Origin of the sequence: Bacillus sp. SIMBA_074, assembly GCF_046534555.1 — a bacterium.
GTDB lineage: Bacteria > Bacillota > Bacilli > Bacillales > Bacillaceae_G > Bacillus_A > Bacillus_A mycoides.
The window spans coordinates 57,728-78,744 of sequence record NZ_JAWRYM010000022.1 but is presented as its reverse complement, the minus strand read 5'-3'; the positions used below and the strand labels follow the sequence as shown (position 1 = coordinate 78,744).

Sequence of the window (21,017 nt, the reverse complement as noted above, 5' to 3'; positions counted from 1 at the left end):
TGTAGACAAACTATACAATGTACGTTGTCCAACAAAATTCCACATATATGGAGAGGAGTTTACTACACTATGCGCTACGTTATCGTAACAGGAACTTCACAAGGTTTAGGTGAGGCAATCGCCGCACAATTGTTAGAAGAAAATACAACAGTCATCTCTATTTCTAGGAGAGAAAATAAAGAGCTTACTAAAGTAGCAGAGCACAAAAACAGCAATTGTATTTTCCATTCCGTAGATCTTCAAGATGTACATAATTTAGAAAATCGCTTTAACGAAATCTTTTCATCTATTGAAGAAGACACTGTCTCATCTATTCATTTAATTAATAATGCAGGCACAGTTGCACCAATAAAACCTATTGAAAAATCAGAAAGTGAACTATTGATTACGAACGTTCAAATTAATTTAATCGCACCGATGATCCTTACTTCCGCTTTCATGAAACATACGAAAGACTGGAAAGTAGAAAAACGCATTATAAATATTTCATCTGGAGCAGGAAAAAATCCTTATTTCGGATGGGGAGCTTATTGTACAACGAAAGCCGGTGTAAATATGTTTACACAGTGCGTAGCTACTGAAGAAGTGGAGAAAGAATATCCTGTAAAAACTGTCGCTTTCGCACCCGGTGTTGTTGATACAAATATGCAAGCACAAATTCGTGAAACAAATAAGGAAGACTTTATTAACTTAGATCGATTCACCGCATTAAAAGAAGAAGGAAAGCTACTGTCACCTGAATATGTTGCGAAAGCTATTCGTAACTTACTAGAAACTGAGAATTTCCCGCAGGGTGAAGTAATTCGAATTGATGAATAACAAAGAGGCACGCTATAATAGCGTGCCTTTTCATTCTATTTCTCTAAAAATATGAGTACAGACTCCATCATCTTCTCATAACCAATCTCTTGATAAATTTTATTTGATGTTGGATTTGCCAGGTCCGTATATAATGTCGTTGTTTTGTAGCCTTCATCTAACATACGTTGACTAAGTGCAGCGACACAACTAGATGCGTACCCTTTTTTCCGAGCTTCTTTCGGTGTATATACGAAATTAACTGTTATATTGTTTGTAGTCGGTCTCGTTTTTGCAGCTACAGAAACAATCTTCCCGTCTACTTCTAAACCAAATAGACGATGATTAGTAATTAATGTATGAGCAGTTTGTTTCGCTTCTTCTTTCGTAGTAGGAAGCTTCACATCTTCGCAAAATTGATATATCCACTGCTCTATTAATGTTAGCTCATCACTACTTACTTCTCGAAAGATTCCATCTCCGTTCCACTTTTTCTTTACTTGTTTTAATTCATATATACCTTGCTCCATTGCAACATTAGTTTTCTTATTCTCTAACACTGCAATCTCTTCCGCTAATTTCTGTACGATTTTTTTATTACCAATCAATCCAGGAATATTTGGATATACTTTCGTTAACTCTTTTGCAAGTTCCTTAATAGCTACTGCCGAAATCTCAGACGTAGCAACAATTATTTGTTTCTTTTCTTCTGTTTGAAGAAATACAGCTGCAATTTCTTCCTCTTGTTTTGCTACTCCTATAAATATCGGTTCTTGGACCATTTGTAATACACCTAATATGAGATTATTTCCCTGCTCATTCTTCTCTAAAAATGGTGTAACCTCTTCTGTAAAATTAAGAATCTCTTCATATACATGTAATTGAATCATCGACAATCTCTTCCCTCGATTTATATTTAAATTAAGTATTGGCGATTAATTCATTAAATCCTTCTTTTACGATTCGATAATATTTGAAACTAATGTGTTCAAATCATTTTCAGCATGTAACACTCTCTTCTTTTCCTTCTCAAATAGCTCTTCTTCTTTTCGAAACGATTCTTTACGTTTATTAATCATACGCTCCATCTCTTTTTTACTCGGTCCACCATATACATTTCTTTTTTGAATAAAAGCTTCTGGCGATATAATTTCTTTCCACTCTTCTTCTAATAAATTTACTTTCAAATTTTCTTGTAAGTATACATTTATATCTTTGAAATTTAATTCATGTAACTCCTTTTTCTGCTCCAATGACATATTCGCAATCGCACTTGCTGCATGATGTGCATGCCGAAATGGTATTTCATAGTTTTTTGTTAAAACATCTGCGAAATCTGTAATCGTAATCGCGTGTTTATATGAACGACTTTTTAACGTTTCCTCTTCTACTTTCATCGTTCGAATAACTGCGTTCATCATACAAAAAACACGAATCGCCTTTTCGATTCCTTTATATAAATACGGCTGCAAGTCATCCTCCGTATCGACAATATCGCCAAATGGTGTATTATGAATCATTTGAAATACAGTAAATGCTTCCCCTAAAGCACTACTCGTAATAGCACGGGCATGTTCTATTGAAACAGGATTTCGTTTTTGCGGCATAATACTACTTATTTGCACATACGGCTTCGCTACAGTAATCCCATCATATTCTTTCGTCGCTAATAGTAAAAAATCATGAATCCATCTACTCGTATTCGTCATAATAACCATTAGTAACGAGCTAACTTCTAATAAATAATCTGCTCCAGCAACAGCATCATATGAGTTCTCAATTACATTTGTAAACCCAAGTAACTGTGCCACTCGTTTTCTCTTAATTGGGAAGCTTGTTGTAGAAAGGGCAGCTGCCCCCATTGGAGAATGATTTAAAAGATGATACGCTTTTTTCATTCTTTCTAAGTCTCGTTGCATCGTATCATAAATTGCCAAAACATAATGACCAAATGTTGTCGGTTGCGCCGGTTGTGTATGTGTATACGCGGGCATAATTGTTTCCATATGTTCACCGGCGAGCTCGAGCATACTTTCTTGCAGCAATAAATGATGTTCCATTAACCGCAATACAAATTGCCGTAAACTCATGCGATACATCGTTACACCCATATCATTTCTACTTCTACCGATATGCATATTACTTACAAATTCACACTTTGCTTCTTGAGAAAGCAAATGTTCAACTAAGAAAAAAAGATCTTCATGTTGCCCTGTATATAGCAACTTCTCCTTTGGAATCCCCTCTACTTTTTTAAGTGCGATTAATATAACTTTCGCTTCTTCTCTTTTCATTAACTTCTCTTCAGTTAACATAGTAATATGTGCCCTATGCACTTGAAACATATCTTTTAATAAATAATTACGCTGAAAATTAAATACGTGCTGTAATACACAATCTACATATGTTTTCCCAGGGAAATCAGCGCCTTCATTCTTAATAAACTCTTCTTTACTCTGTTTCATCACCTTTTCCCCTTTCGCCTAAGTGTTACTACCCATCATACCCAAGGATGGTGAAAAAGTGCTTGTACATAAAAATAAACTCGGCGCTCATAGCACCGAGTTTATTTAATAAAAGTCGCATCATACTTATCACTTTGCAACACTTGAAAGTGTAGATTTGCTAAATGTTTACGTATTTCAGCACTGTCATCTTCATTTAAATTATTTGCCAAGAAAACAATTTCTGTACAGTTTCCGCGTTTATCCATTGCATAAACTGCTTTTGTTACCGTCCATGGTGTATAACCATTCTTTTGTCCAGCATGCCTGAATGTTTTACGATATTTCTTTGCGCTCATATCTGTTTCAACGATATTCGCCCACACTTTTTCTTCCGCTTCTGTAAGACCACCTTGATGATTTGCCTTTTGAAGCAGTACCATATAATCGTTAGCGGAAGCAGCCGGCAATCTATCCGACCAAATTTTGTCGTAACGTTCCTCTAAATACAGAGGAATTTCCTTCTGTAATAATGGTCCCTTCTTTTTTAAGCGTTCATGAATAATCATAGCATATTCACGATATTGCTCTTGAGACATTTCTTTTAACTTTTTCTCTATTTTATATTTTGGAACATGTAATTCTTTATGCAAATATCCCGGAATGTATAAAGATGAAACAATCGGAAATAGCGGTTGATGTGCAGGAAGTGCTAAACTTTGTAAATTCCGATTAATATTGTCTAATCCTAATACCTCCATTAAATATTCAGTATTTGCATTAGAACTAAACTTAACCATTCCTTTTGCAACTTCTTCTAAAGAAACCGCTCCTTCAGTTATCTTTTCTTTTTTTTGCAAATAATTTTGCCATCTATCTTGTGCACCACCATCTGTACCCGGCACATAATAACGATTCACATCATTAATTGAAACGAAACTAGACGGATCGATTTTCCCCTCTGTAACTTGTTTCGTATATTCAAGCGCCACAATTAACTTCATCGTACTAGCAACTGGCAATATAACATCCGGATTTACAGAATACACGACTTTATCATTTCTTTTTATTAAAAGTGCACTATTCTTTTCATCTTTATGTTCTTCAATAAAGGATGCTATGTACTGCGCATCATCATTATTTGAACTCCACACTTTTTTCACTAAAAAGTTACCTGATATCAGCAAAACAAAAATACCCACAATCACTGCGCATACTATAGTTTTTTTCAAGTAAAATTCCTCTCCTATTGTGTAACTCTTCTCTATTTATCTCTTAAAAACAAAATAATGGAGATGATTATTTAAACAATCATCTCCATTATTTTAACTTGTATGCTACTATTATGTCTACGTCATAATTTTCACAAAATCCTCTAGAAACTTTTTATAATGTAAAGACCAGCCAATTTTAACCCAATTTTTCAACGCTTTTGCTTCAGGTTGCGGGCGAAAATCAGCGATACTTTCCCCTTTCGCAACTCCAACCGTATCTACATCAACACGACGATACACGTAATCTAAAATAGATGGATTTGCCGCTACCATCATCGTTACTACATCATGCACTGGGCTCCCTGTTATTTTAGGATTCAGATTTTTATAAGCTTTATAATAATAATTGAAAATCGGTTCTATTAATTTTTTGAAATTCGTTTTAGAATGTTTCGTAATGTATTTCACCATCTCCGGTGTAATAATCGCTTCTGATGTAACGTTAAGCGGTATTAATGTCACATTTTTTGCATTTTGCATAACTAATTGTGATGCAATTGGGTCACCATGAAAATTTGCTTCCGCGACTGGTGTAACATTTCCGGGCATTAAAAAAGCACCGCCCATTATATAATATTCCTTCACATACTTCATCATCGGTTTCTCCAAAATAAACGCTGTCGCTAATGTTGTTGATCTGCCGGCATCAACAATGATTAGTTCCCCTTTATATTTTTCAATGATATCGAAAAATGTGCAAAAAGGTTTAATATTGGGTGAAAAAGTTTTAGGAGGCTTAATAGGTCCCAAACCGTCTGCCCCGTGAATTTCCGGATAATATGTTACAAAATCCCCAGATAAAGGAATTTTCGCTCCATTAATAACAGGTATATCTTCCCGGCCCGCCATTTGCAATAAATACGCCGCATTACTCGTCGCCTTTTCCTGCGTTACATTCCCATATCCCGTTACTACTCCAACAATATCAATATCAGGATGCAATAATCCATACATAATTGCTAAAGAGTCATCAATTCCTGGGTCTCCTAAAAATAATATTTTTTTCATAGACCTCAACTCCATCCCATCAATTGTTATTACTTTATGAATACATGACGGAATACAGAATGAAAAAGATAAATTTTGTATAAACAAAAAACGTAGGAACTTCATATTAGAAGTTCCTACGTTTTTCTATATTTTTATGCTACTTTTTTCATCGTAACCATACTACCAATTATATAAGAGATAAATGCAAAGCAAATCGGGAAAACAACTGTATGTATACCGAATGGATTAGGGTAGCAAAGGTGAATAAACATATAGGAACCTACTCCAACTAAAATAGATGCGAGAGCTCCAGTTGCATTTCCTTTTTTCCAATATAAACCTAACACAATCGGCCAAATGAACGCTGCTTCTAAACCACCGAAAGAAAATAAATTTAACCAAATTAAAAAGTCTGGTGGCTTAATAGCGGCAGCATATACGAGTAATCCTACGATACCAGTAATCAATAGGCTACCTTTCTTTATCGTACTATCCGCGGCATCTTTATTTATGTAGTTCACATATATATCTTTAATAATTGACGAACTTACAAGTAATAATAATGAGTTCACAGTAGACATTATCGCTGCCATTGGTGCAGCTAAGAAAACTCCAGCTAACCAAGGTGGCAACACTTCCATCGCGAGTAGCGGCATTACTTTATCTGGTACCGTTATGCCTGGAAGGACTACTCTTGCAAACACACCAGTTAAATGCATACCAATCATAATTGTACCGACGACAACCGTTCCAATGATTAATGCTTGGTGCATAGCTTTTGAATTTTTATAAGACATAGCACGCACACTAATTTGCGGTAATCCAACGACACCAATCCCAATTAAAATCCAGAATGATGTGACATATGATTTCGTTAAACTTCCATCCGCTCCGAACGGTGTTATTAGATTCGGATTAATTTGAATAAGTTCCTGCATAATCTTTTCAACTCCGCCACCAGCAATGACAGTAGCAATTAAAATGATTGTTGTTCCGACTAACATAATGATTCCTAATAACGTATCTGATAAAGCGACTGCACGAAATCCACCAATTAACACATACACAAGTACAGAAAATGTAAATAAAAATAGTGCCGTTGTGTAGGAAAGTCCTGTTAGCGACTCAATTAATCGTCCGCCGCCAACCCACTGGGCTACTGTTGCTGAGAACAAAAAGATTATAATACATAACGCAGAAAGAACAACTACCGCTTTATTATTGTATCTGCCCTTTAAATAATCAATAAGCGTAATTGCTTCCATCTTTCTAGCGATAATAGCAAACTTTTTACCAATAACCGTTAAAACGATATATCCTGTTACAACTTGAATCGCTGATAACAGCACCCATCCAAGACCCATATTGTAAGCAATACCAGGCCCGCCGATAAAGCTACTTGCACTACCGTACGTAGCAATCATCGTCATAGCTAATAATAAGCCACCAAGTTCACGCCCACCAAGAAAATATTCTTGTAAAAATTTATTATTAGCGGTTGCTTGTACACGTCTTGATGCATATACACCAATTAAAAACACAACGATAAAAGAAATTATCATTGGGATTATTACATACCAATTCATCTATCATTCCTCACTTTTTTCTTCCTCATCGAGTGAAATATCTTGAAATAAAAAACGAACAACTAAAATAAGCAAAATAACCATTACGATAAATCCAACGATACAGCTATAAAAAAACCATGCTGGAAAACCTAATACATATGTATATTCACTCGGATCCTTACTTCCAAGCCCATAAGCAAATCCATACCATATTATAAAATTAATAATAGCTAATCCAAGACCAATTAACGCTTCTCTATGGGCAACTCGAAAGCGCGGATCATCATGATAATTCTTCATTTTCCCCCTCCTCTCACGATGTATAATTGTACCACTGTTTTTCTAGTTTTTCCTACTAGAAAACAAAAACGCGCAGGATTTTTTGTAATTATATAGAATACAATGTTTCATTACATATTTTTTACAATTGTAACGAAAATGAAATTTGAATTTTCAGCATTTTTTATTTATGATTTTAAGTAGAGGCTTTTCATCTAGTTCCCACATCCTTGATTTCGGAATAAACGCCGTCTCGTACTGCGTTTAAATTATATTTTCAAGGGGGTTATACAATGAGTCAACTAGCTGTAAATCTTCATGAAAAGGTAGAGAAATTTCTTCAAGGCACAAAGAAACTATATGTGAACGGAGCGTTCATTGAAAGCGCTTCCGGAAAAACATTTAAAACTCCTAACCCAGCAACTGGTGAAACACTCGCTATCGTTGCTGAAGCTGGTCGCGAAGACATTCATAAAGCTGTGGTAGCTGCTCGAATGGCTTTCGATGAAGGTCCTTGGTCACGCATGAGCACTGCTGAACGAAGCCGTCTTATGTACAAGCTCGCTGATTTAATGGAAGAGCATAAAGAAGAGCTCGCACAGCTCGAAACGTTAGATAACGGAAAGCCAATCCGTGAAACAATGGCGGCAGACATACCACTTGCAATTGAGCATATGCGCTATTATGCTGGCTGGGCGACGAAAATTGTTGGTCAAACAATTCCTGTTTCCGGTGATTACTTTAACTATACACGCCATGAGGCTGTTGGTGTCGTCGGTCAAATTATCCCTTGGAACTTCCCACTTCTTATGGCAATGTGGAAAATGGGAGCTGCGCTTGCTACAGGATGTACAATCGTTTTAAAACCTGCAGAACAAACTCCACTATCCGCTCTATACTTAGCTGAATTAATTGAAGAAGCTGGATTCCCGAAAGGTGTTATTAATATCGTTCCTGGATTCGGTGAATCAGCTGGACAAGCACTTGTTAATCATCCACTCGTTGATAAAATTGCATTTACTGGTTCTACTCCAGTCGGTAAACAAATTATGCGACAAGCATCTGAATCATTGAAACGTGTTACTTTAGAGCTTGGCGGTAAATCACCAAACATTATTTTACCAGACGCTGACTTATCTCGAGCGATTCCAGCTGCGCTTTCTGGTGTTATGTTTAACCAAGGACAAGTGTGCTGTGCTGGGTCACGCTTATTTATTCCGAAGAAAATGTACGATAATGTCATGGCTGATCTCGTTCTATATTCAAAAAAATTAAATCAAGGCGCTGGCCTAAATCCTGAAACTACAATCGGACCTCTTGTTTCTGAAGAACAACAAAAACGTGTAATGGGTTATATTGAAAAAGGAATTGCAGAAGGTGCTGAAGTACTTTGCGGAGGAAACAAACCATTCGATCAAGGTTACTTCGTTTCTCCTACAGTATTCGCTGATGTAAATGATGAGATGACAATCGCTAAAGAAGAAATTTTCGGTCCAGTTATTTCTGCAATACCTTTTAACGATATTGATGAAGTAATTGAACGTGCAAATAAATCACAATTCGGCTTAGCGGCTGGTGTGTGGACAGAAAATGTTAAAACAGCACACTATGTTGCAAGTAAAGTACGTGCTGGTACTGTATGGGTAAACTGTTATAACGTCTTTGATGCAGCATCTCCATTTGGAGGATTTAAACAATCTGGCCTTGGCCGCGAAATGGGATCTTACGCGCTAAACAACTATACAGAAGTGAAGAGCGTTTGGATTAACTTAAATTAACGAAAAAGAACCTGACCTACTCGGTCAGGTTCTTTTCATTATGTATTCATTTACACTTGCAACCCACCGCTCACATTTAATACCTCTCCTGTAATGTAAGACGCATACTCTGATGCTAAAAAGGCAGCTGCGTTTGCAATATCTTCCGGCGTTCCGATTCTTCCAACTGGAATCGCTCCAACCATTTTCTCTTTTACTTTATCCGGTATTGTTTTTGTCATATCAGTATCCATAAATCCTGGACAAATCGCATTACACGTAATACCAAAACTTCCAACCTCTTTCGCTGCTGTTTTTGTTAAACCTACAACCCCTGCTTTTGTAGCCGCATAATTTGCTTGTCCAATATTCCCTTCCCTACTAATAGAAGAAATATTAATAATCCGCCCATACCCTTGTTGCCTCATATAAAGAAGCGCTGGCTGCATACAGTAAAAAACGCCAGTTAAGTTCACTTGTAATACTTGTTCCCAAGCTGATTTCTCCATCTTATGTAACATTGCATCTTTTGTAATTCCAGCGTTATTCACTAAAATATGTAATGTACCAAATTTTTGCACCGCATATTCAATTAACGACTTCGCTTCATTTTGATTACTCACATCACATCGATATAAACTCACATCATACCCTTCATCTGATAATTCACGTGTCGTTTTTTGTAGCCTCTCTTCATTTACATCACTAATTAATACTTTGGCCCCTAGTTTTGCAAAAACTCGTGCGATTTCTTTTCCAATTCCCTGTGCAGCACCCGTTACAACAGCTGTTTTCCCATTCAACAATTCCATCTCTATCCCCCATTTCTATTAGTTATATTGTATATTTCGGCTCTATGCTTTCCAAATCCTCTTTGTATAAAAAAGTCTATTTGTGTCAAACTAACTTTGCAACGCCGCATAAAACACAAGGAGATTGTGTCGAATGAAAAAAAAGAATGTAAATCGAAACAAAGCTGTCGATGGCATTGATGTTGAGTTCGCTCGCGAACTCGCTGACCACAATGACTTAGAAGCAAACGCACGTGCAAATGCCGCTGATGCACGTCAAAAACGCCAATCAACAGAAAAATAAGGAACCACAACGTTCCTTATTCTTTTCAACAGGGACCTACTACCCATCAAAATAAACCGAGAGTATCTCTCGGTTTATTTTCTATATTTCTTTACGTAGTGCGCTAAAGCAAGTAACGGATATATATGCCCATAACTATGATAGCGAATATAAAAGCCCCCCGGTAACCCTGTACCAGTAGGATATTTTTCATTCATAGTAGACTGCGCGAGCAAATATGAAATTCCTTTTCGAATAATCGGTGTTTCTTGATCGTAGTAAGAAATGAGTGCATCAAGTGCCCACGCTGTTTGTGACGGCGTACTAAAAGGTAAAGAAATAAATTTTTTCTCTACACTACTTTGACAGGATTCTCCCCACCCTCCGTCTTCATGCTGCAAATGTTCGAGCCATGAAGCTGCTTTTTTCAACGCTGGATGAGTAGAAGGCACTCCTAATGCACGTAAGCCTGTCATCGTTGCCCATGTCCCATATATATAACATATCCCCCATTTTCCATACCATGATCCATTCTGTTCCTGTACATCCATTAACCATTTGATAGCTTTCTTTTTTTGCTCTTCAAGCAACTCATTCGGTGCATACGTTCCGAATAATTCTAACACCCTACCTGTAATATCTGGTGTGGACGGATCGGTTATCATATCACTCGCATTTTCAATCGGCAAATTCGATAGTAACTTGCTCGTTACCCCTCGTTCAAAAGCTCCCCAGCCTCCATCATTGTTTTGCAATCCTTTTACCCATTCCACACCTCTTCCCCACGCATCATCTACTCTATCACTCCCTCTACTTCGCGCTAACGCTCTAAGGGCAGCTGTAGTATCGTCTATATCAGGGATCGTCGTATTAACATCTGAAAATCCCCAACCGCCAGCTACAAGTGATGATGCATGTACGCTCCAATCTACCTTTTTAGTTTGTTGTTTTTGCAATAAATACTCCGTCGCCCTTTGAATCATCTTATTTTCATTTGTAACTTTAGCTTCTTGCAATGAATAGCTAAGTAAAGCGGTATCCCATACGGTAGAAGGAGAATTTTGCAAATGACTTCCTCTGTCCATCTTCCATATATAAGATTTTAATCCTGTCACAGCTTTCTCAATAATTGGAGACTGAATAGAGTGCCCTAATGCAAGCAAAGCATAAATCATATAAAACGTAGCACTGGCGTAACTATATAATGTTCCATTTTCATCTATACGCTCCTTCATAAAGCGCTCTACTTCTTCGTATCCTTTATGATGTAACGATAATGGATAAGATATTACCTTTTTCACATCACCTAAAAACGATTGAAACAGCGGAGACCGATCCTCTCGAAACCATTGCCCCCCCCCGCCTGCAATATGATTTAAATTTGGCAATAACTTTTTCTCTACACGGAATCTCTTATTCATACAAATCATCATCGGAATTAAATGTATACGCGCTGAGCTGCTTAGCCCAAATATACTGAGGGGGGAGTCATCTTGTAAAAATAAGATTGGCGTTGGAAAGTGAAAAAGCGCAGGAAATTCATATTCTCCATGAATCGCTAATAAAAATTTCGTCATAAAATGAGCACGAGAAACTCCCCCGTGTTCCTTAATAAACATTTCAGCTCGCCTCATATTCATATCTTCTTTCGAATATTTTTCCGAAGCAAGTAAAGCAGCATATGCTTGAATCGTCGCGGATAAATTCCCTCCCTTTTCATCTTCGTATAATTTCCAAGTCCCTTCATTTGTTTGAAGAGATACTAACCTTTTCACAAACGGTTCTATTTCGTCATTTCGCCCTAATAATTTGAGTAAAAAAATCATGTGACAATCCGTTAGCAAAGCTCCTTCAAAACAAAATTGCCACGTTCCGTCTCGCCTTTGCATCGTTTGAAGTGCAGTCGTTCTCCGCTCTATCTCCTCATGCACTTTGTCATATAGTAGCACACCGCTCACCCACCCTTTCTAAGTCCGTATACGATATTCGAAAACTCATCTAAATATGTATGAAAACAAAGAAAAGCAGAACGTGTATTACACACATTCTGCTTACAAACAATACCCAACCCCGACAACAATTCCTAATAGTGCACCAACAACAACTTGATACGGTGTATGTCCAACGAGCTCATTTAACTTTTTATATTCTGTTTGTCTACCATGAAAAAAATCATTCAATATTTTCGCTTGCTTACTTACCGCAAGCCTTACTCCTGAAGCATCGTACATAACAATAATGGCAAAAATAGCGGCAACCGCAAATATTGGACTCTCCACACCTTCCACCACTCCGACACCTGTAGCAAGTGCAGTAACAGTCGAAGCATGCGAACTTGGCATTCCACCTGAAGCAAAGAACTTAGCAAAATCAAACTCGCCTGTTTTTATTAATTTAAAAACGACTTTCGTTAACTGTGCTAAAAACCAAGAAATTATAGCTGCTATAAGTGGATCATTATGTAAAATTGTTTCCATGTTTTTCAGCTCCTCACTGACTATAATGGAATTTCTATATAATATAAGTATAAAGAAAAATGCGTAGAAAATACTACGCATTATGATACTTTTGCTGATTTATTTTTAATAAATTTTGGTTGCTTCTGTAGTAGAAACTTTGTTTTCGCCATTGAAAAGACAAATAAAGCAATCCATATACAGAAAAACGCAATCATATGAGTAGATGTGAAATGTTCACCAAAAACGAACACACCTAAAATTAAACTAATAGTCGGCGCGATGTATTGTAAAAATCCTATCATATAGAGCGGAATAAGTTGTGCTCCTTTAGCAAAATAAAAGAGTGGTAACGCTGTAACAATACCTGCCCCTATTAAAAGAAACGTTGATATTGCCGAAATAGAACCGAACGAACCAAAGCCATGAACTCCTGTCATAAACAAATATATAAGTGCAAATGGCGTCACTAACATCGTTTCCATCGTAAGCCCAATTGTTGCATCATAATTTAATAATTTTTTCGTTAATCCATATAATCCAAATGAAAAAGCAAGTGAAAGAGAAACCCATGGAATTGATCCGAAACGTATCGTTAAAATAACAACGCCCAATCCAGCTAAACCAACCGCAACATATTGCCAAAAATTAAGCTTCTCTTTTAAAACAACTGTACCAAGTAAAATACTTATAAGTGGATTAATATAATACCCAAGACTTGCTTCGATTACATGGTTATGATTTACGGCCCATATGTATACAAACCAGTTTCCACTAATAAGTACCGAAGCAATTGTTAATGACATTAATAATTTAGGTCGTTTAAAAAGGGCCACTAACTCCCCACCAAACTGACGAAACCTCTTCGTTACTCCTAAAACTAACAACATAAAAACAAATGCCCAAACGATGCGATGCGCTAATATTTCATCTGCCGGTACTTCCTCCACCCATTTCCAATAAATCGGAAGGACTCCCCACATCGTATACGCACCTGCTGCATATATAATCCCCTGCTTTTGCTCTGCTGTTTGACTCCCCATCTTCCTTTTTCTCCTCTTCTCTTTTTTTCTTCATTATAAAGTCTCACATGCTTACTTTACCAATATTCAATCTGCATTTCTTTCGACATTCCTCTTGCAAATCCTTTATATGTATAAAAACACTCCTACTGTTATAATAACGAGCACTGGAATACCGAAGACAAATTTACTTTTATGTGTCTTATGATGAAACATATACATACCAATCCAAGCTCCAACTGCTCCTCCAGCTGCAGCTGATAAAAACAACGTACTTTCTGGCGTTCTCCACTGTTTTTTCTTTGCTTTTCGCTTATCAAGCCCCATCATACTAAATGCTATAACGTTAATAATAATAAAGTATATCCATTTCATCTTATTCTCTCCCTTAAAAAATTCGCTTTATTGTAACACGAAAAAACCACGCAGGCGAGTAGCCTGCATGGTTTTATAATTCAGTCTCTTGATTTTCTTGTTCTTTCTGTTCTTCCATTTGTTGTTCAGCGATTTCCGCTGAAATCATTCCATAATAAATTTCTGGATATAATCCAAATATTTGATATACACTACCTAAAAACGGCATCGGAATCCCTCATTTCTAAAGTTGTATTGTCATTCTTAAGGATTCCCTTTTCACTCATTATACATTCGTTTTTGGCACTTCTTCTTCATCGGGAACTTGTAATATATTTTGCCATTTTTTATAAGGCGCACTATTTGGATCCACATACCCTTTCGCATACGAACGATCCCACAATTGTTTCATAAACATCTCTTTCTCTTTCTTTGCAACCATATCTGCACCTGTTCCGTAATAGTTTTGGAAATACAGCTCAATTTCATCAAGGAATAACCTTAACAAATCGTCAGATGTTTCTTCTAACGTCGGGTCATATTTTGCCTCACGGTCATACATTAAAATCATATCTAAAATATTATGAACATGCTCTTTACGGAGCCATCTTATATCTTGAGCGCCTAATACAAATGCATGTGTATATAAATGTCCACCTTGTATCATTGCCTTTTCTTGTTCTTCTTCAAATCGTGACAAGATGTTTTCATAAATAAACGGATTATGAAGCAATGCTCTGTGCAACTTATAACTTTCACTTGAAATATTTTTCCCCATCGACTGGATTAAAAAGCTACGGCCGACACCGTTATATTGATACACGAACTGTCCATCAACAGCAACTAAGCTAATCCAGCGATACATATACGCGTATAGAAGAGCACGATTACATTTGTCGTAATCTAACTTCGTTTGCGTTGCATTCAAGTCTGGCATAAAGGCTGGTAAGTGCCAATATTTATCTAAATGCGGCGTCAAACTAGATTTTTTACTATTTAATTTGTTCACGCGGCGATAATACGATTGAAAATAATCACCTTTATCGTTCATAAAACCATTCGCAATATGTCCAGATGAAAGCTTAGGAAAATCTTGTAGCGATAATCCGTAATGAGCACGATAACAAATCACTTCAAATGGTGAAAACGCCTCGTTTACCGTATCTTTTTCTTTAAACATTTCTTGCAATAACTCTTCTTGCAATTCTTGTTTTAAAGATGGATGTACGCCCCAATATTGTAATTCTCTATGATGAGAAACTTTCGGAACGAACGGACTTGCTAAATGGAAAAGATCTTCAATTTTTTCACGAACGTATTCATCACGATCACGCTTCTTGAAATCTGCTTCTTTTCGCAATGCTTCAACGATATTAAGCTCTAATTTGTCACGATAGCGCACTTGAAGTTCGTCATAACAATAACTCAATATATGTTCACGATAGAAGTCTTCCACCTTTTTCGACTGAATTTCTTCGGCTTTCGCATCACGACAATATTCCCCGTACAAGCTCATATAAATTTCGGACGATATATCTTTCGGTAATACACCTAAATTTAAATGTTGCTGCATATCTTGCCAAATCTTTTCTTGCAATTTCTCTTCAGCTAATACGTATACATTCGTCGGGTTCGTTTTCCCCTCAAATTCCTTGCTTCGCTTTTGGATTTCAAACAATAAATTTTCACGTGTTTCGTATAAATTATCAAAGAATCTTTCCCAATATTGAATCATTTTATCAACTGCTTGGTATAGCGATTGATACACGAGTTCTAACAACATTTCTTTACGATACTCACTTAATTTGTGTACGTACTGCGTTACAATATCTTCAAATTCTTTTTTAAACAAACGCTGCTGATTATTAATCATTTTTCCAAACCAGCCTTGTTGCTGCGCAATTTCAACGCGGCGAACAGCCGTTACAGTTCCATCAATATTACTCACATTAAATTTCTTATCGTAGTTTTGAATTAAATTACGCTTTTGTTCATTATTTTCATGTAGTCGATTCATCTTCTCTACTAACTGCTTGCGAATTTCATACAGCATAAAACGTGCTGCAACTGGATGAACTGGATCCGTTTTCTTTAAAAACCATGTATTTAATTGGTAAGACTGTCCTTCTGAGCCACTCGGTGTAAAGCGGTCTGATTCGATCATGTCATATAAAAGGGTAGTAACATGCTCATGTACACGGCTCGGAATGGCATAAGCATATAAACGAACCGCATGATCAACTCTCGCTACTTCCCCCTTCATTTGTTCCATCATTTTAAGCTTCGCAGCCGATATTTTGCACTCATGCTGCAGGCGGTTTAATTCCTCATCTTTTTGCACTGTACGGTGTACGTAACTCTCTACAGCATCTAAAAACAATTTTGATTTTGCAACACCGAGCTTACCACCCTCTGCTCCTTCACGTGTTTCATGGTACATTTGTCTATAAAAAATATGAGCTTGTTCTGGCCGAGTAGCAAGATGCTCTAAGTCTTCTAAATAACTTTTCCCGCGCTCTGGCTTTTCACGCTGCATACCGCGTTTTACATCTTGATCGTATCTTTGCCTCTTCTCTTGAAATAGTTGATCTAAATGAAGCCAAGATTCATCTAAGCCTTGAACCGCCCATTTTAAAGCACAGTATTTCAAAACGTGCTCATACGGATAAATAAGTTTTGCCGTTCCTGCTCCGCAATATCTCCCTTTCCCACTCGATTCTGCCAATTGCTGAATTTGATTATCTTCTTGGGCAAAATGATTTGCAGACATTGGACTAAATAACTGTAAATAAATCGTATTTGCCATTTGCTCCATATAATCCGATAAATTGTGCAAATGGTGCCCATGTAAATTTTCATAATCATATAAGAAACAATAATTGTACGGTAAATGATGCTGCTTTATCGTATGGTTTGTTCTTCCGTCCTCATCCACTTGATCAGGACGATATTCTAATTCAATCGTTACGCCGCCTCGTTTTGATAATTCACCAGTCGATCCAAGCGTAATAGCGTGCAACTCTTTTAACGATGCATAACCATTCGCTTGCACAGTTTCAAACTCTTTCGCACTAACCGTTCTCGTCTTAACTAAAACATCTGGCATTAAAAACGCACCGCGAATTAAAATGTTATGATGCTGCAATTTCTTCCGGAGCATCTCACGCAAATATAATGCGATTTGTAAAAACATCCCTGAGCCTGTTCCGCCGGCTAGTGATGTTACAATAATGACACGTACACCATATTCCGTCTGATCACTTGTAACTGGAAAAATCTTCTCGATTTCTTGCCAAAACGATGTGAGTTTATCTTCTTTCATCGCAGCACGTAACGCTAACCGTGAAATGACGCGTAACTGTCCAGCCCCTTCTGTTAACGGTTTATCAAGTATAGTCGGGTCCATCGGAAACCACTCTGGAATCGTTGGATCTCCCGCAATATACTCTCTCGGTGTTTTACTCGAGCTCGTTTGCGTCTTAAACTTCCGAATATGATCAAATTTACTCAATGTATTCACATCTGTATCAAATACATGCATCGCTACCTTTTTACGACGCTCCTCAGGTAATCTTTCATATATTTGATGTGTGACAGTACTACCGATTCCACCTAAGCCAATTAAAATTGTTGGAACTTGTAATGTCATGTGAACCACCTTCCTATTCTTGCTTGTTTGAAAAGAAGAATAAAGAGAGCCGGGCCTCCTCCGCCCCTCTTACACCCTATCTACTATTCACATTCGTACCGGTAAATCTCCTTACCATATCCTCTATCAATTACTAAAAGTTCATTTGGATACAACGTCTTATGCTCCATTCCTACCTCTTCCTCTGTTATAAACATCCCATCAATAATCATCCCAACCACTTGCGATTCTTTTGCTACAAATATAGATTTCGATCCTTTTTTCGCTATTAATGTTACAGATTGCACCGTCTTTCTTTCTGCTCGGAATGGAATGCCAAAATAGTGCTTCCACCATTTATTTTTAAGTAACTCTGGTTCAGATTGATAAAGCCAATCTTTCGCTACTTCTTGATCCCATTCGTAATATAGTAATGCTTTCCGATGAAATCTCGGACGAACAATCCATCCTAAAATAATAATTCCTACTATTAAAAGTAATAAAGTGATAGGAATTACAAATTTAAAAACGAGCGCATACTTCTCAAAAAACGGCGCATTTTCAATGTGCAGTACAATCTTTTCCTTTACTTCTTGTAATTTTGAATCATTGATCGTGATGGTAGCCTCTACGGTGCCGGTATCTGTAAAATTGAATGTGTCGGAGTAATAAGGTCGAGGATAAACATAAACTTGACTACCATGCTGTTTTAATTCATAGTTGATCGATTGATTCGATGTGACACCAGTAGATTTTAATAGTTTCTTTACAGCCTCTTCTGTCATCGGTTTACCATTTAACTGGGGCTGTAAAACAAATGGTTTACTATTTTCTAAATTTGTTACCTTTTCTTCATAATCTTTCGTAACAGCTTGAAGTGTTAATTTTGGTTTTTCAGCTGGTTCAATCTTGAATTCTTTCGTCTGTCTATAAAATCCCTTTATATTCATATGGACTTTCCCGCGTACTAACTCTTTACCAACCTTTGTCTCGTAATAAAACACATGTCTTTTATCATCCCACTTCATCGGATACTGCTTTCCGTCTATTTCTACTTCTGCTTCGAAATAAGAAGTTTGAATTGGTAATTCAGTAGGTTTCGCTTCAATAACAGCTGTCACACCTTCATACATTTTCTCAACATTTTTTCTATCTTTATCATCTTTGTCGTACGTAGAAACAGTATAATTAAGCGCTGGTTCAACAAGTACTTGTAATCCCTCTTTCTCAATGTCCTGATCCACTTCTATCGTATATGTCCCTGGCTTAATCACTTCCTGATTCGCTGTACTTACATGCACTATATTTCCGAATAATTTAGCTTCTCCTGGTGCATGTATGGAAAAAGAAGACTGCAATTGTAACGGTTTGGAAAGTTGCATAACTTTATAATTAGACAAAGAAGGTGATTGTCGTACAAGCGTCATACGCTTTAATGGAAACGGTGTTGTAATCTCTACTTTTCCCCCTACTATTTTCGTTTTGACAATCGATTCAACAGAAGAAAATGGATCACGATTTGCAACTAATGCTGCCACTTGATTCACACTTTGTACAATACCATCCTCACCGCTAGACGGCATGACAACTCCATTCATTTCTTTTTTCCAAATCTCTTTAAACGTATTTAACTGCAGCTTCTCTTGCTGCCCTAAATCCTCTTCCATCGTGATTAAGACTGGATGTAAAGAGATCTTTTTCGAATCCATTTCTTTCTTAAACTGCGCTAACTTCTGTGTAATTTGTTCTTTTCCGCCAATCTTATCTTTCTCCAAATCATTAAATGCCCCGTCAGTTAATACAATAAGCCAAAATTCACGTTTCCCATCTATATCTGCTTCCTTTTTTATAGATTGCATCGCCGTTTCTACTGCGCTAAATGGAGTATTTAAATATGTTTTCCACGCCCCAATCCCCTCAATTTCTGTTTGCCTTTGATCCTTTGTTAATGAAATGTTTAATGGATCATTTGGCTTACTCATTGGAACGTAAGAAAATTTATCTTTCTCATCTAATAGCGCAACTAAACTTTGCAAAGCGTAATTGGCATACTTCCAGCGATCGTTATTTCTCATGCTGCCCGAATCATCATATACAAGTGAAACGACCCTTTCCTTTGCCTCCTCTCCTTTTGCAAAAGCTGAAAAAGGTAAACATATAAATAGAAACAACATGAACGTGGCACAAATTCGAATTTTCATGATGAGGCTTCGCCACCTTTGTAGACAAATTCCTATGTTTAAATTTATGAGAGGAAACAAGATATATGACTTGTATTTTAGGACAACAGTTCACAGCAATTACATTATGTAAACAAAAATGAACTACTCTCATATTTTATTTCGAATTTTTCCTTATTATATATCTGAAATAACACATAGATTTCATACTTTTCCCGCTATAAATTCCACCATTAAAGTTTGATTTTCTTTTCAATACAAGAAATAAAGAGCACGCTATAATTAGCGCACTCTTTACTTCTTCACATATACTTCAACAATCGGATTTTCCTTTTGATCTGCATGTAAACGTATATTCTCTTCACCCGTATTATAAATGCTAGCTACCAGCATAACTGTTAACAAATTAGGGATTTTCCCGTCACTTCCATATTTTCGTTCAAGAGCTTCTGTATACTCGAAATCCAAATCACCCTGCACATATGTATACACTTCAAAACCATCTTTCAAATTACAAACTACTGTATCTATAATATCCGCTCCTACTTGCTTCTTCATTTCACCTCGCAATGCTTCAATAAATTCTTCCCAAGGAACTTCGTACGTCTGAAATTGATCTGTAGATTTCATTTCATTTCCTCCTCACTATATATCCTTTTCATATATTTCCCCTTTCCTATAACAATTATGATAGGTAGGTCATTCATACAAGCCGCACTTGTCCCCCTTACATATCGTATTACTGTAATGGGAAGGAGAAAAGAACATGCATAGAAAAAGATGTTATGATACATGCCAACGTTATTTCGGTAAAGTTGTTCGAATTGAAGATCGTGATGGTCGCATTCACTTAGGCAAAATAATCGATGTAACAAACGATTCTGTTTGGATTGAACCAATGCAACAGCGCTCATCTTTTGATACAGGATTCGGATACTATGACGCATATTCAAACGGCGGATGTGATATTTGCGGTGGTATTAGCAGATGTGATAACTGTGGATTTGGATGCGGTGGTGGATTCAGTGGTGGATTTAGTGGCTGTGGATGCGGCCGTCGTGGTTGCGGTGGTTGTGGCGGCGGTGGCTGGGGCCTTGAACTCGGATTTGGTTTTATTTTTGGAATTACTTTGGCTGCATTATTTTTCATCTAACTATAATAAAGAGTTGACTATCTTTAGCCAACTCTTTTTT

19 protein-coding genes are annotated in these 21,017 nt (G+C 36.9%); 4 read left to right on the top strand and 15 right to left on the bottom strand.

All coding sequences use genetic code 11. The features are described from left to right. The first annotated feature begins 69 nt into the window (after positions 1-69). Positions 70-819: a (S)-benzoin forming benzil reductase gene (locus SB773_RS20985; RefSeq protein WP_410591862.1), complete on the top strand. Its 750-nt coding sequence runs from the start codon at positions 70-72 to the stop codon at positions 817-819. A gap of 35 nt (positions 820-854) precedes the next feature. Here SB773_RS20985 and SB773_RS20980 read toward each other — a convergent pair whose 3' ends face one another. From SB773_RS20980 to SB773_RS20955, 6 genes are all read right to left on the bottom strand, one after another. Beyond that, positions 855-1,688, bottom strand: a complete 834-nt coding sequence (locus SB773_RS20980; RefSeq protein WP_410591860.1) for a GNAT family N-acetyltransferase — start codon at positions 1,686-1,688, stop codon at positions 855-857. A gap of 66 nt (positions 1,689-1,754) precedes the next feature. Further along, complete coding sequence (gene argH / locus SB773_RS20975; protein ID WP_410591858.1) at positions 1,755-3,263, bottom strand: argininosuccinate lyase; 1,509 nt, start codon at positions 3,261-3,263, stop codon at positions 1,755-1,757. A gap of 101 nt (positions 3,264-3,364) precedes the next feature. Beyond that, the gene (locus tag SB773_RS20970) at positions 3,365-4,474 is read right to left on the bottom strand and encodes a serine hydrolase (RefSeq protein WP_410591856.1); all 1,110 of its coding nucleotides are present in this window, start codon (positions 4,472-4,474) and stop codon (positions 3,365-3,367) included. Positions 4,475-4,591: 117 nt separating this feature from the next. Then, the gene (locus SB773_RS20965; protein WP_410591854.1) at positions 4,592-5,629 is read right to left on the bottom strand and encodes a nucleoside hydrolase; all 1,038 of its coding nucleotides are present in this window, start codon (positions 5,627-5,629) and stop codon (positions 4,592-4,594) included. A gap of 29 nt (positions 5,630-5,658) precedes the next feature. Then, positions 5,659-7,092 (bottom strand): sodium/pantothenate symporter, encoded by a 1,434-nt coding sequence (gene panF, locus SB773_RS20960; RefSeq protein WP_002087740.1) that lies wholly within the window; start codon positions 7,090-7,092, stop codon positions 5,659-5,661. A 3-nt stretch (positions 7,093-7,095) separates the two neighbouring features. Then, entirely contained in the window at positions 7,096-7,374 is a 279-nt protein-coding gene (locus tag SB773_RS20955; protein ID WP_002014357.1) for a YhdT family protein, read from the bottom strand. Positions 7,375-7,646: 272 nt separating this feature from the next. On the opposite strand from SB773_RS20955, the gene dhaS reads away from it, so the two are divergent. After that, entirely contained in the window at positions 7,647-9,131 is a 1,485-nt protein-coding gene (dhaS, locus tag SB773_RS20950) for an aldehyde dehydrogenase DhaS (RefSeq protein WP_131245332.1), read from the top strand. 50 nt (positions 9,132-9,181) lie between these two features. Here dhaS and fabG read toward each other — a convergent pair whose 3' ends face one another. After that, complete coding sequence (gene fabG, locus SB773_RS20945) at positions 9,182-9,922, bottom strand: 3-oxoacyl-ACP reductase FabG (RefSeq protein ID WP_131245331.1); 741 nt, start codon at positions 9,920-9,922, stop codon at positions 9,182-9,184. A 133-nt stretch (positions 9,923-10,055) separates the two neighbouring features. Between fabG and SB773_RS20940 the strand changes: the two genes are divergently transcribed. Then, positions 10,056-10,205 (top strand): YfhD family protein, encoded by a 150-nt coding sequence (locus tag SB773_RS20940; protein WP_410591850.1) that lies wholly within the window; start codon positions 10,056-10,058, stop codon positions 10,203-10,205. A gap of 74 nt (positions 10,206-10,279) precedes the next feature. Here SB773_RS20940 and SB773_RS20935 read toward each other — a convergent pair whose 3' ends face one another. The 8 genes from SB773_RS20935 to SB773_RS20900 all read right to left on the bottom strand — a co-directional run bounded on the left by SB773_RS20935 (position 10,280) and on the right by SB773_RS20900 (position 20,454). Beyond that, on the bottom strand, positions 10,280-12,133 hold the full coding sequence (locus SB773_RS20935) for a terpene cyclase/mutase family protein (RefSeq protein ID WP_410591848.1): 1,854 nt from the start codon (positions 12,131-12,133) through the stop codon (positions 10,280-10,282). Between the two features lie 102 nt (positions 12,134-12,235). Further along, positions 12,236-12,661: a divergent PAP2 family protein gene (locus tag SB773_RS20930; RefSeq protein ID WP_000447809.1), complete on the bottom strand. Its 426-nt coding sequence runs from the start codon at positions 12,659-12,661 to the stop codon at positions 12,236-12,238. Positions 12,662-12,741: 80 nt separating this feature from the next. Further along, complete coding sequence (gene rarD / locus SB773_RS20925; protein WP_002014350.1) at positions 12,742-13,683, bottom strand: EamA family transporter RarD; 942 nt, start codon at positions 13,681-13,683, stop codon at positions 12,742-12,744. Positions 13,684-13,788: 105 nt separating this feature from the next. Beyond that, on the bottom strand, positions 13,789-14,037 hold the full coding sequence (locus SB773_RS20920; RefSeq protein WP_000871335.1) for a DUF1294 domain-containing protein: 249 nt from the start codon (positions 14,035-14,037) through the stop codon (positions 13,789-13,791). Between the two features lie 73 nt (positions 14,038-14,110). Further along, positions 14,111-14,245, bottom strand: a complete 135-nt coding sequence (locus tag SB773_RS20915) for a hypothetical protein (protein ID WP_002014348.1) — start codon at positions 14,243-14,245, stop codon at positions 14,111-14,113. A gap of 57 nt (positions 14,246-14,302) precedes the next feature. Then, the gene (locus SB773_RS20910; RefSeq protein WP_410591844.1) at positions 14,303-17,665 is read right to left on the bottom strand and encodes a tubulin-like doman-containing protein; all 3,363 of its coding nucleotides are present in this window, start codon (positions 17,663-17,665) and stop codon (positions 14,303-14,305) included. Positions 17,666-17,748: 83 nt separating this feature from the next. Next, positions 17,749-19,845 carry a vWA domain-containing protein gene (locus SB773_RS20905; RefSeq protein WP_410591842.1) on the bottom strand — a complete coding sequence of 699 codons (2,097 nt, stop codon included), beginning with the start codon at positions 19,843-19,845 and terminating at the stop codon, positions 17,749-17,751. 273 nt (positions 19,846-20,118) lie between these two features. Further along, positions 20,119-20,454, bottom strand: coding sequence for a hypothetical protein (locus SB773_RS20900; protein WP_088031037.1), 336 nt, complete (start codon positions 20,452-20,454; stop codon positions 20,119-20,121). A 136-nt stretch (positions 20,455-20,590) separates the two neighbouring features. Between SB773_RS20900 and SB773_RS20895 the strand changes: the two genes are divergently transcribed. Continuing rightward, positions 20,591-20,977: a hypothetical protein gene (locus SB773_RS20895; protein ID WP_088031038.1), complete on the top strand. Its 387-nt coding sequence runs from the start codon at positions 20,591-20,593 to the stop codon at positions 20,975-20,977. Positions 20,978-21,017 lie beyond the last annotated feature (40 nt).

What these genes read in the sequence shown, in the direction of transcription:
- SB773_RS20985 (WP_410591862.1), top strand. Translation starts at nt 70, where the DNA reads ATGCGCTACGTTATCGTAACAGGAACTTCACAAGGTTTAGGTGAGGCA.
- SB773_RS20980 (WP_410591860.1), bottom strand. Translation starts at nt 1,688, where the DNA reads ATGATTCAATTACATGTATATGAAGAGATTCTTAATTTTACAGAAGAG.
- argH (WP_410591858.1), bottom strand. Translation starts at nt 3,263, where the DNA reads ATGAAACAGAGTAAAGAAGAGTTTATTAAGAATGAAGGCGCTGATTTC.
- SB773_RS20965 (WP_410591854.1), bottom strand. Translation starts at nt 5,629, where the DNA reads ATGAAGTTCCTACGTTTTTTGTTTATACAAAATTTATCTTTTTCATTC.
- panF (WP_002087740.1), bottom strand. Translation starts at nt 7,092, where the DNA reads ATGAATTGGTATGTAATAATCCCAATGATAATTTCTTTTATCGTTGTG.
- SB773_RS20955 (WP_002014357.1), bottom strand. Translation starts at nt 7,374, where the DNA reads ATGAAGAATTATCATGATGATCCGCGCTTTCGAGTTGCCCATAGAGAA.
- dhaS (WP_131245332.1), top strand. Translation starts at nt 7,647, where the DNA reads ATGAGTCAACTAGCTGTAAATCTTCATGAAAAGGTAGAGAAATTTCTT.
- fabG (WP_131245331.1), bottom strand. Translation starts at nt 9,922, where the DNA reads ATGGAATTGTTGAATGGGAAAACAGCTGTTGTAACGGGTGCTGCACAG.
- SB773_RS20940 (WP_410591850.1), top strand. Translation starts at nt 10,056, where the DNA reads ATGAAAAAAAAGAATGTAAATCGAAACAAAGCTGTCGATGGCATTGAT.
- SB773_RS20930 (WP_000447809.1), bottom strand. Translation starts at nt 12,661, where the DNA reads ATGGAAACAATTTTACATAATGATCCACTTATAGCAGCTATAATTTCT.
- rarD (WP_002014350.1), bottom strand. Translation starts at nt 13,683, where the DNA reads ATGGGGAGTCAAACAGCAGAGCAAAAGCAGGGGATTATATATGCAGCA.
- SB773_RS20920 (WP_000871335.1), bottom strand. Translation starts at nt 14,037, where the DNA reads ATGAAATGGATATACTTTATTATTATTAACGTTATAGCATTTAGTATG.
- SB773_RS20915 (WP_002014348.1), bottom strand. Translation starts at nt 14,245, where the DNA reads ATGCCGTTTTTAGGTAGTGTATATCAAATATTTGGATTATATCCAGAA.
- SB773_RS20910 (WP_410591844.1), bottom strand. Translation starts at nt 17,665, where the DNA reads ATGACATTACAAGTTCCAACAATTTTAATTGGCTTAGGTGGAATCGGT.
- SB773_RS20905 (WP_410591842.1), bottom strand. Translation starts at nt 19,845, where the DNA reads ATGAAAATTCGAATTTGTGCCACGTTCATGTTGTTTCTATTTATATGT.
- SB773_RS20900 (WP_088031037.1), bottom strand. Translation starts at nt 20,454, where the DNA reads ATGAAATCTACAGATCAATTTCAGACGTACGAAGTTCCTTGGGAAGAA.
- SB773_RS20895 (WP_088031038.1), top strand. Translation starts at nt 20,591, where the DNA reads ATGCATAGAAAAAGATGTTATGATACATGCCAACGTTATTTCGGTAAA.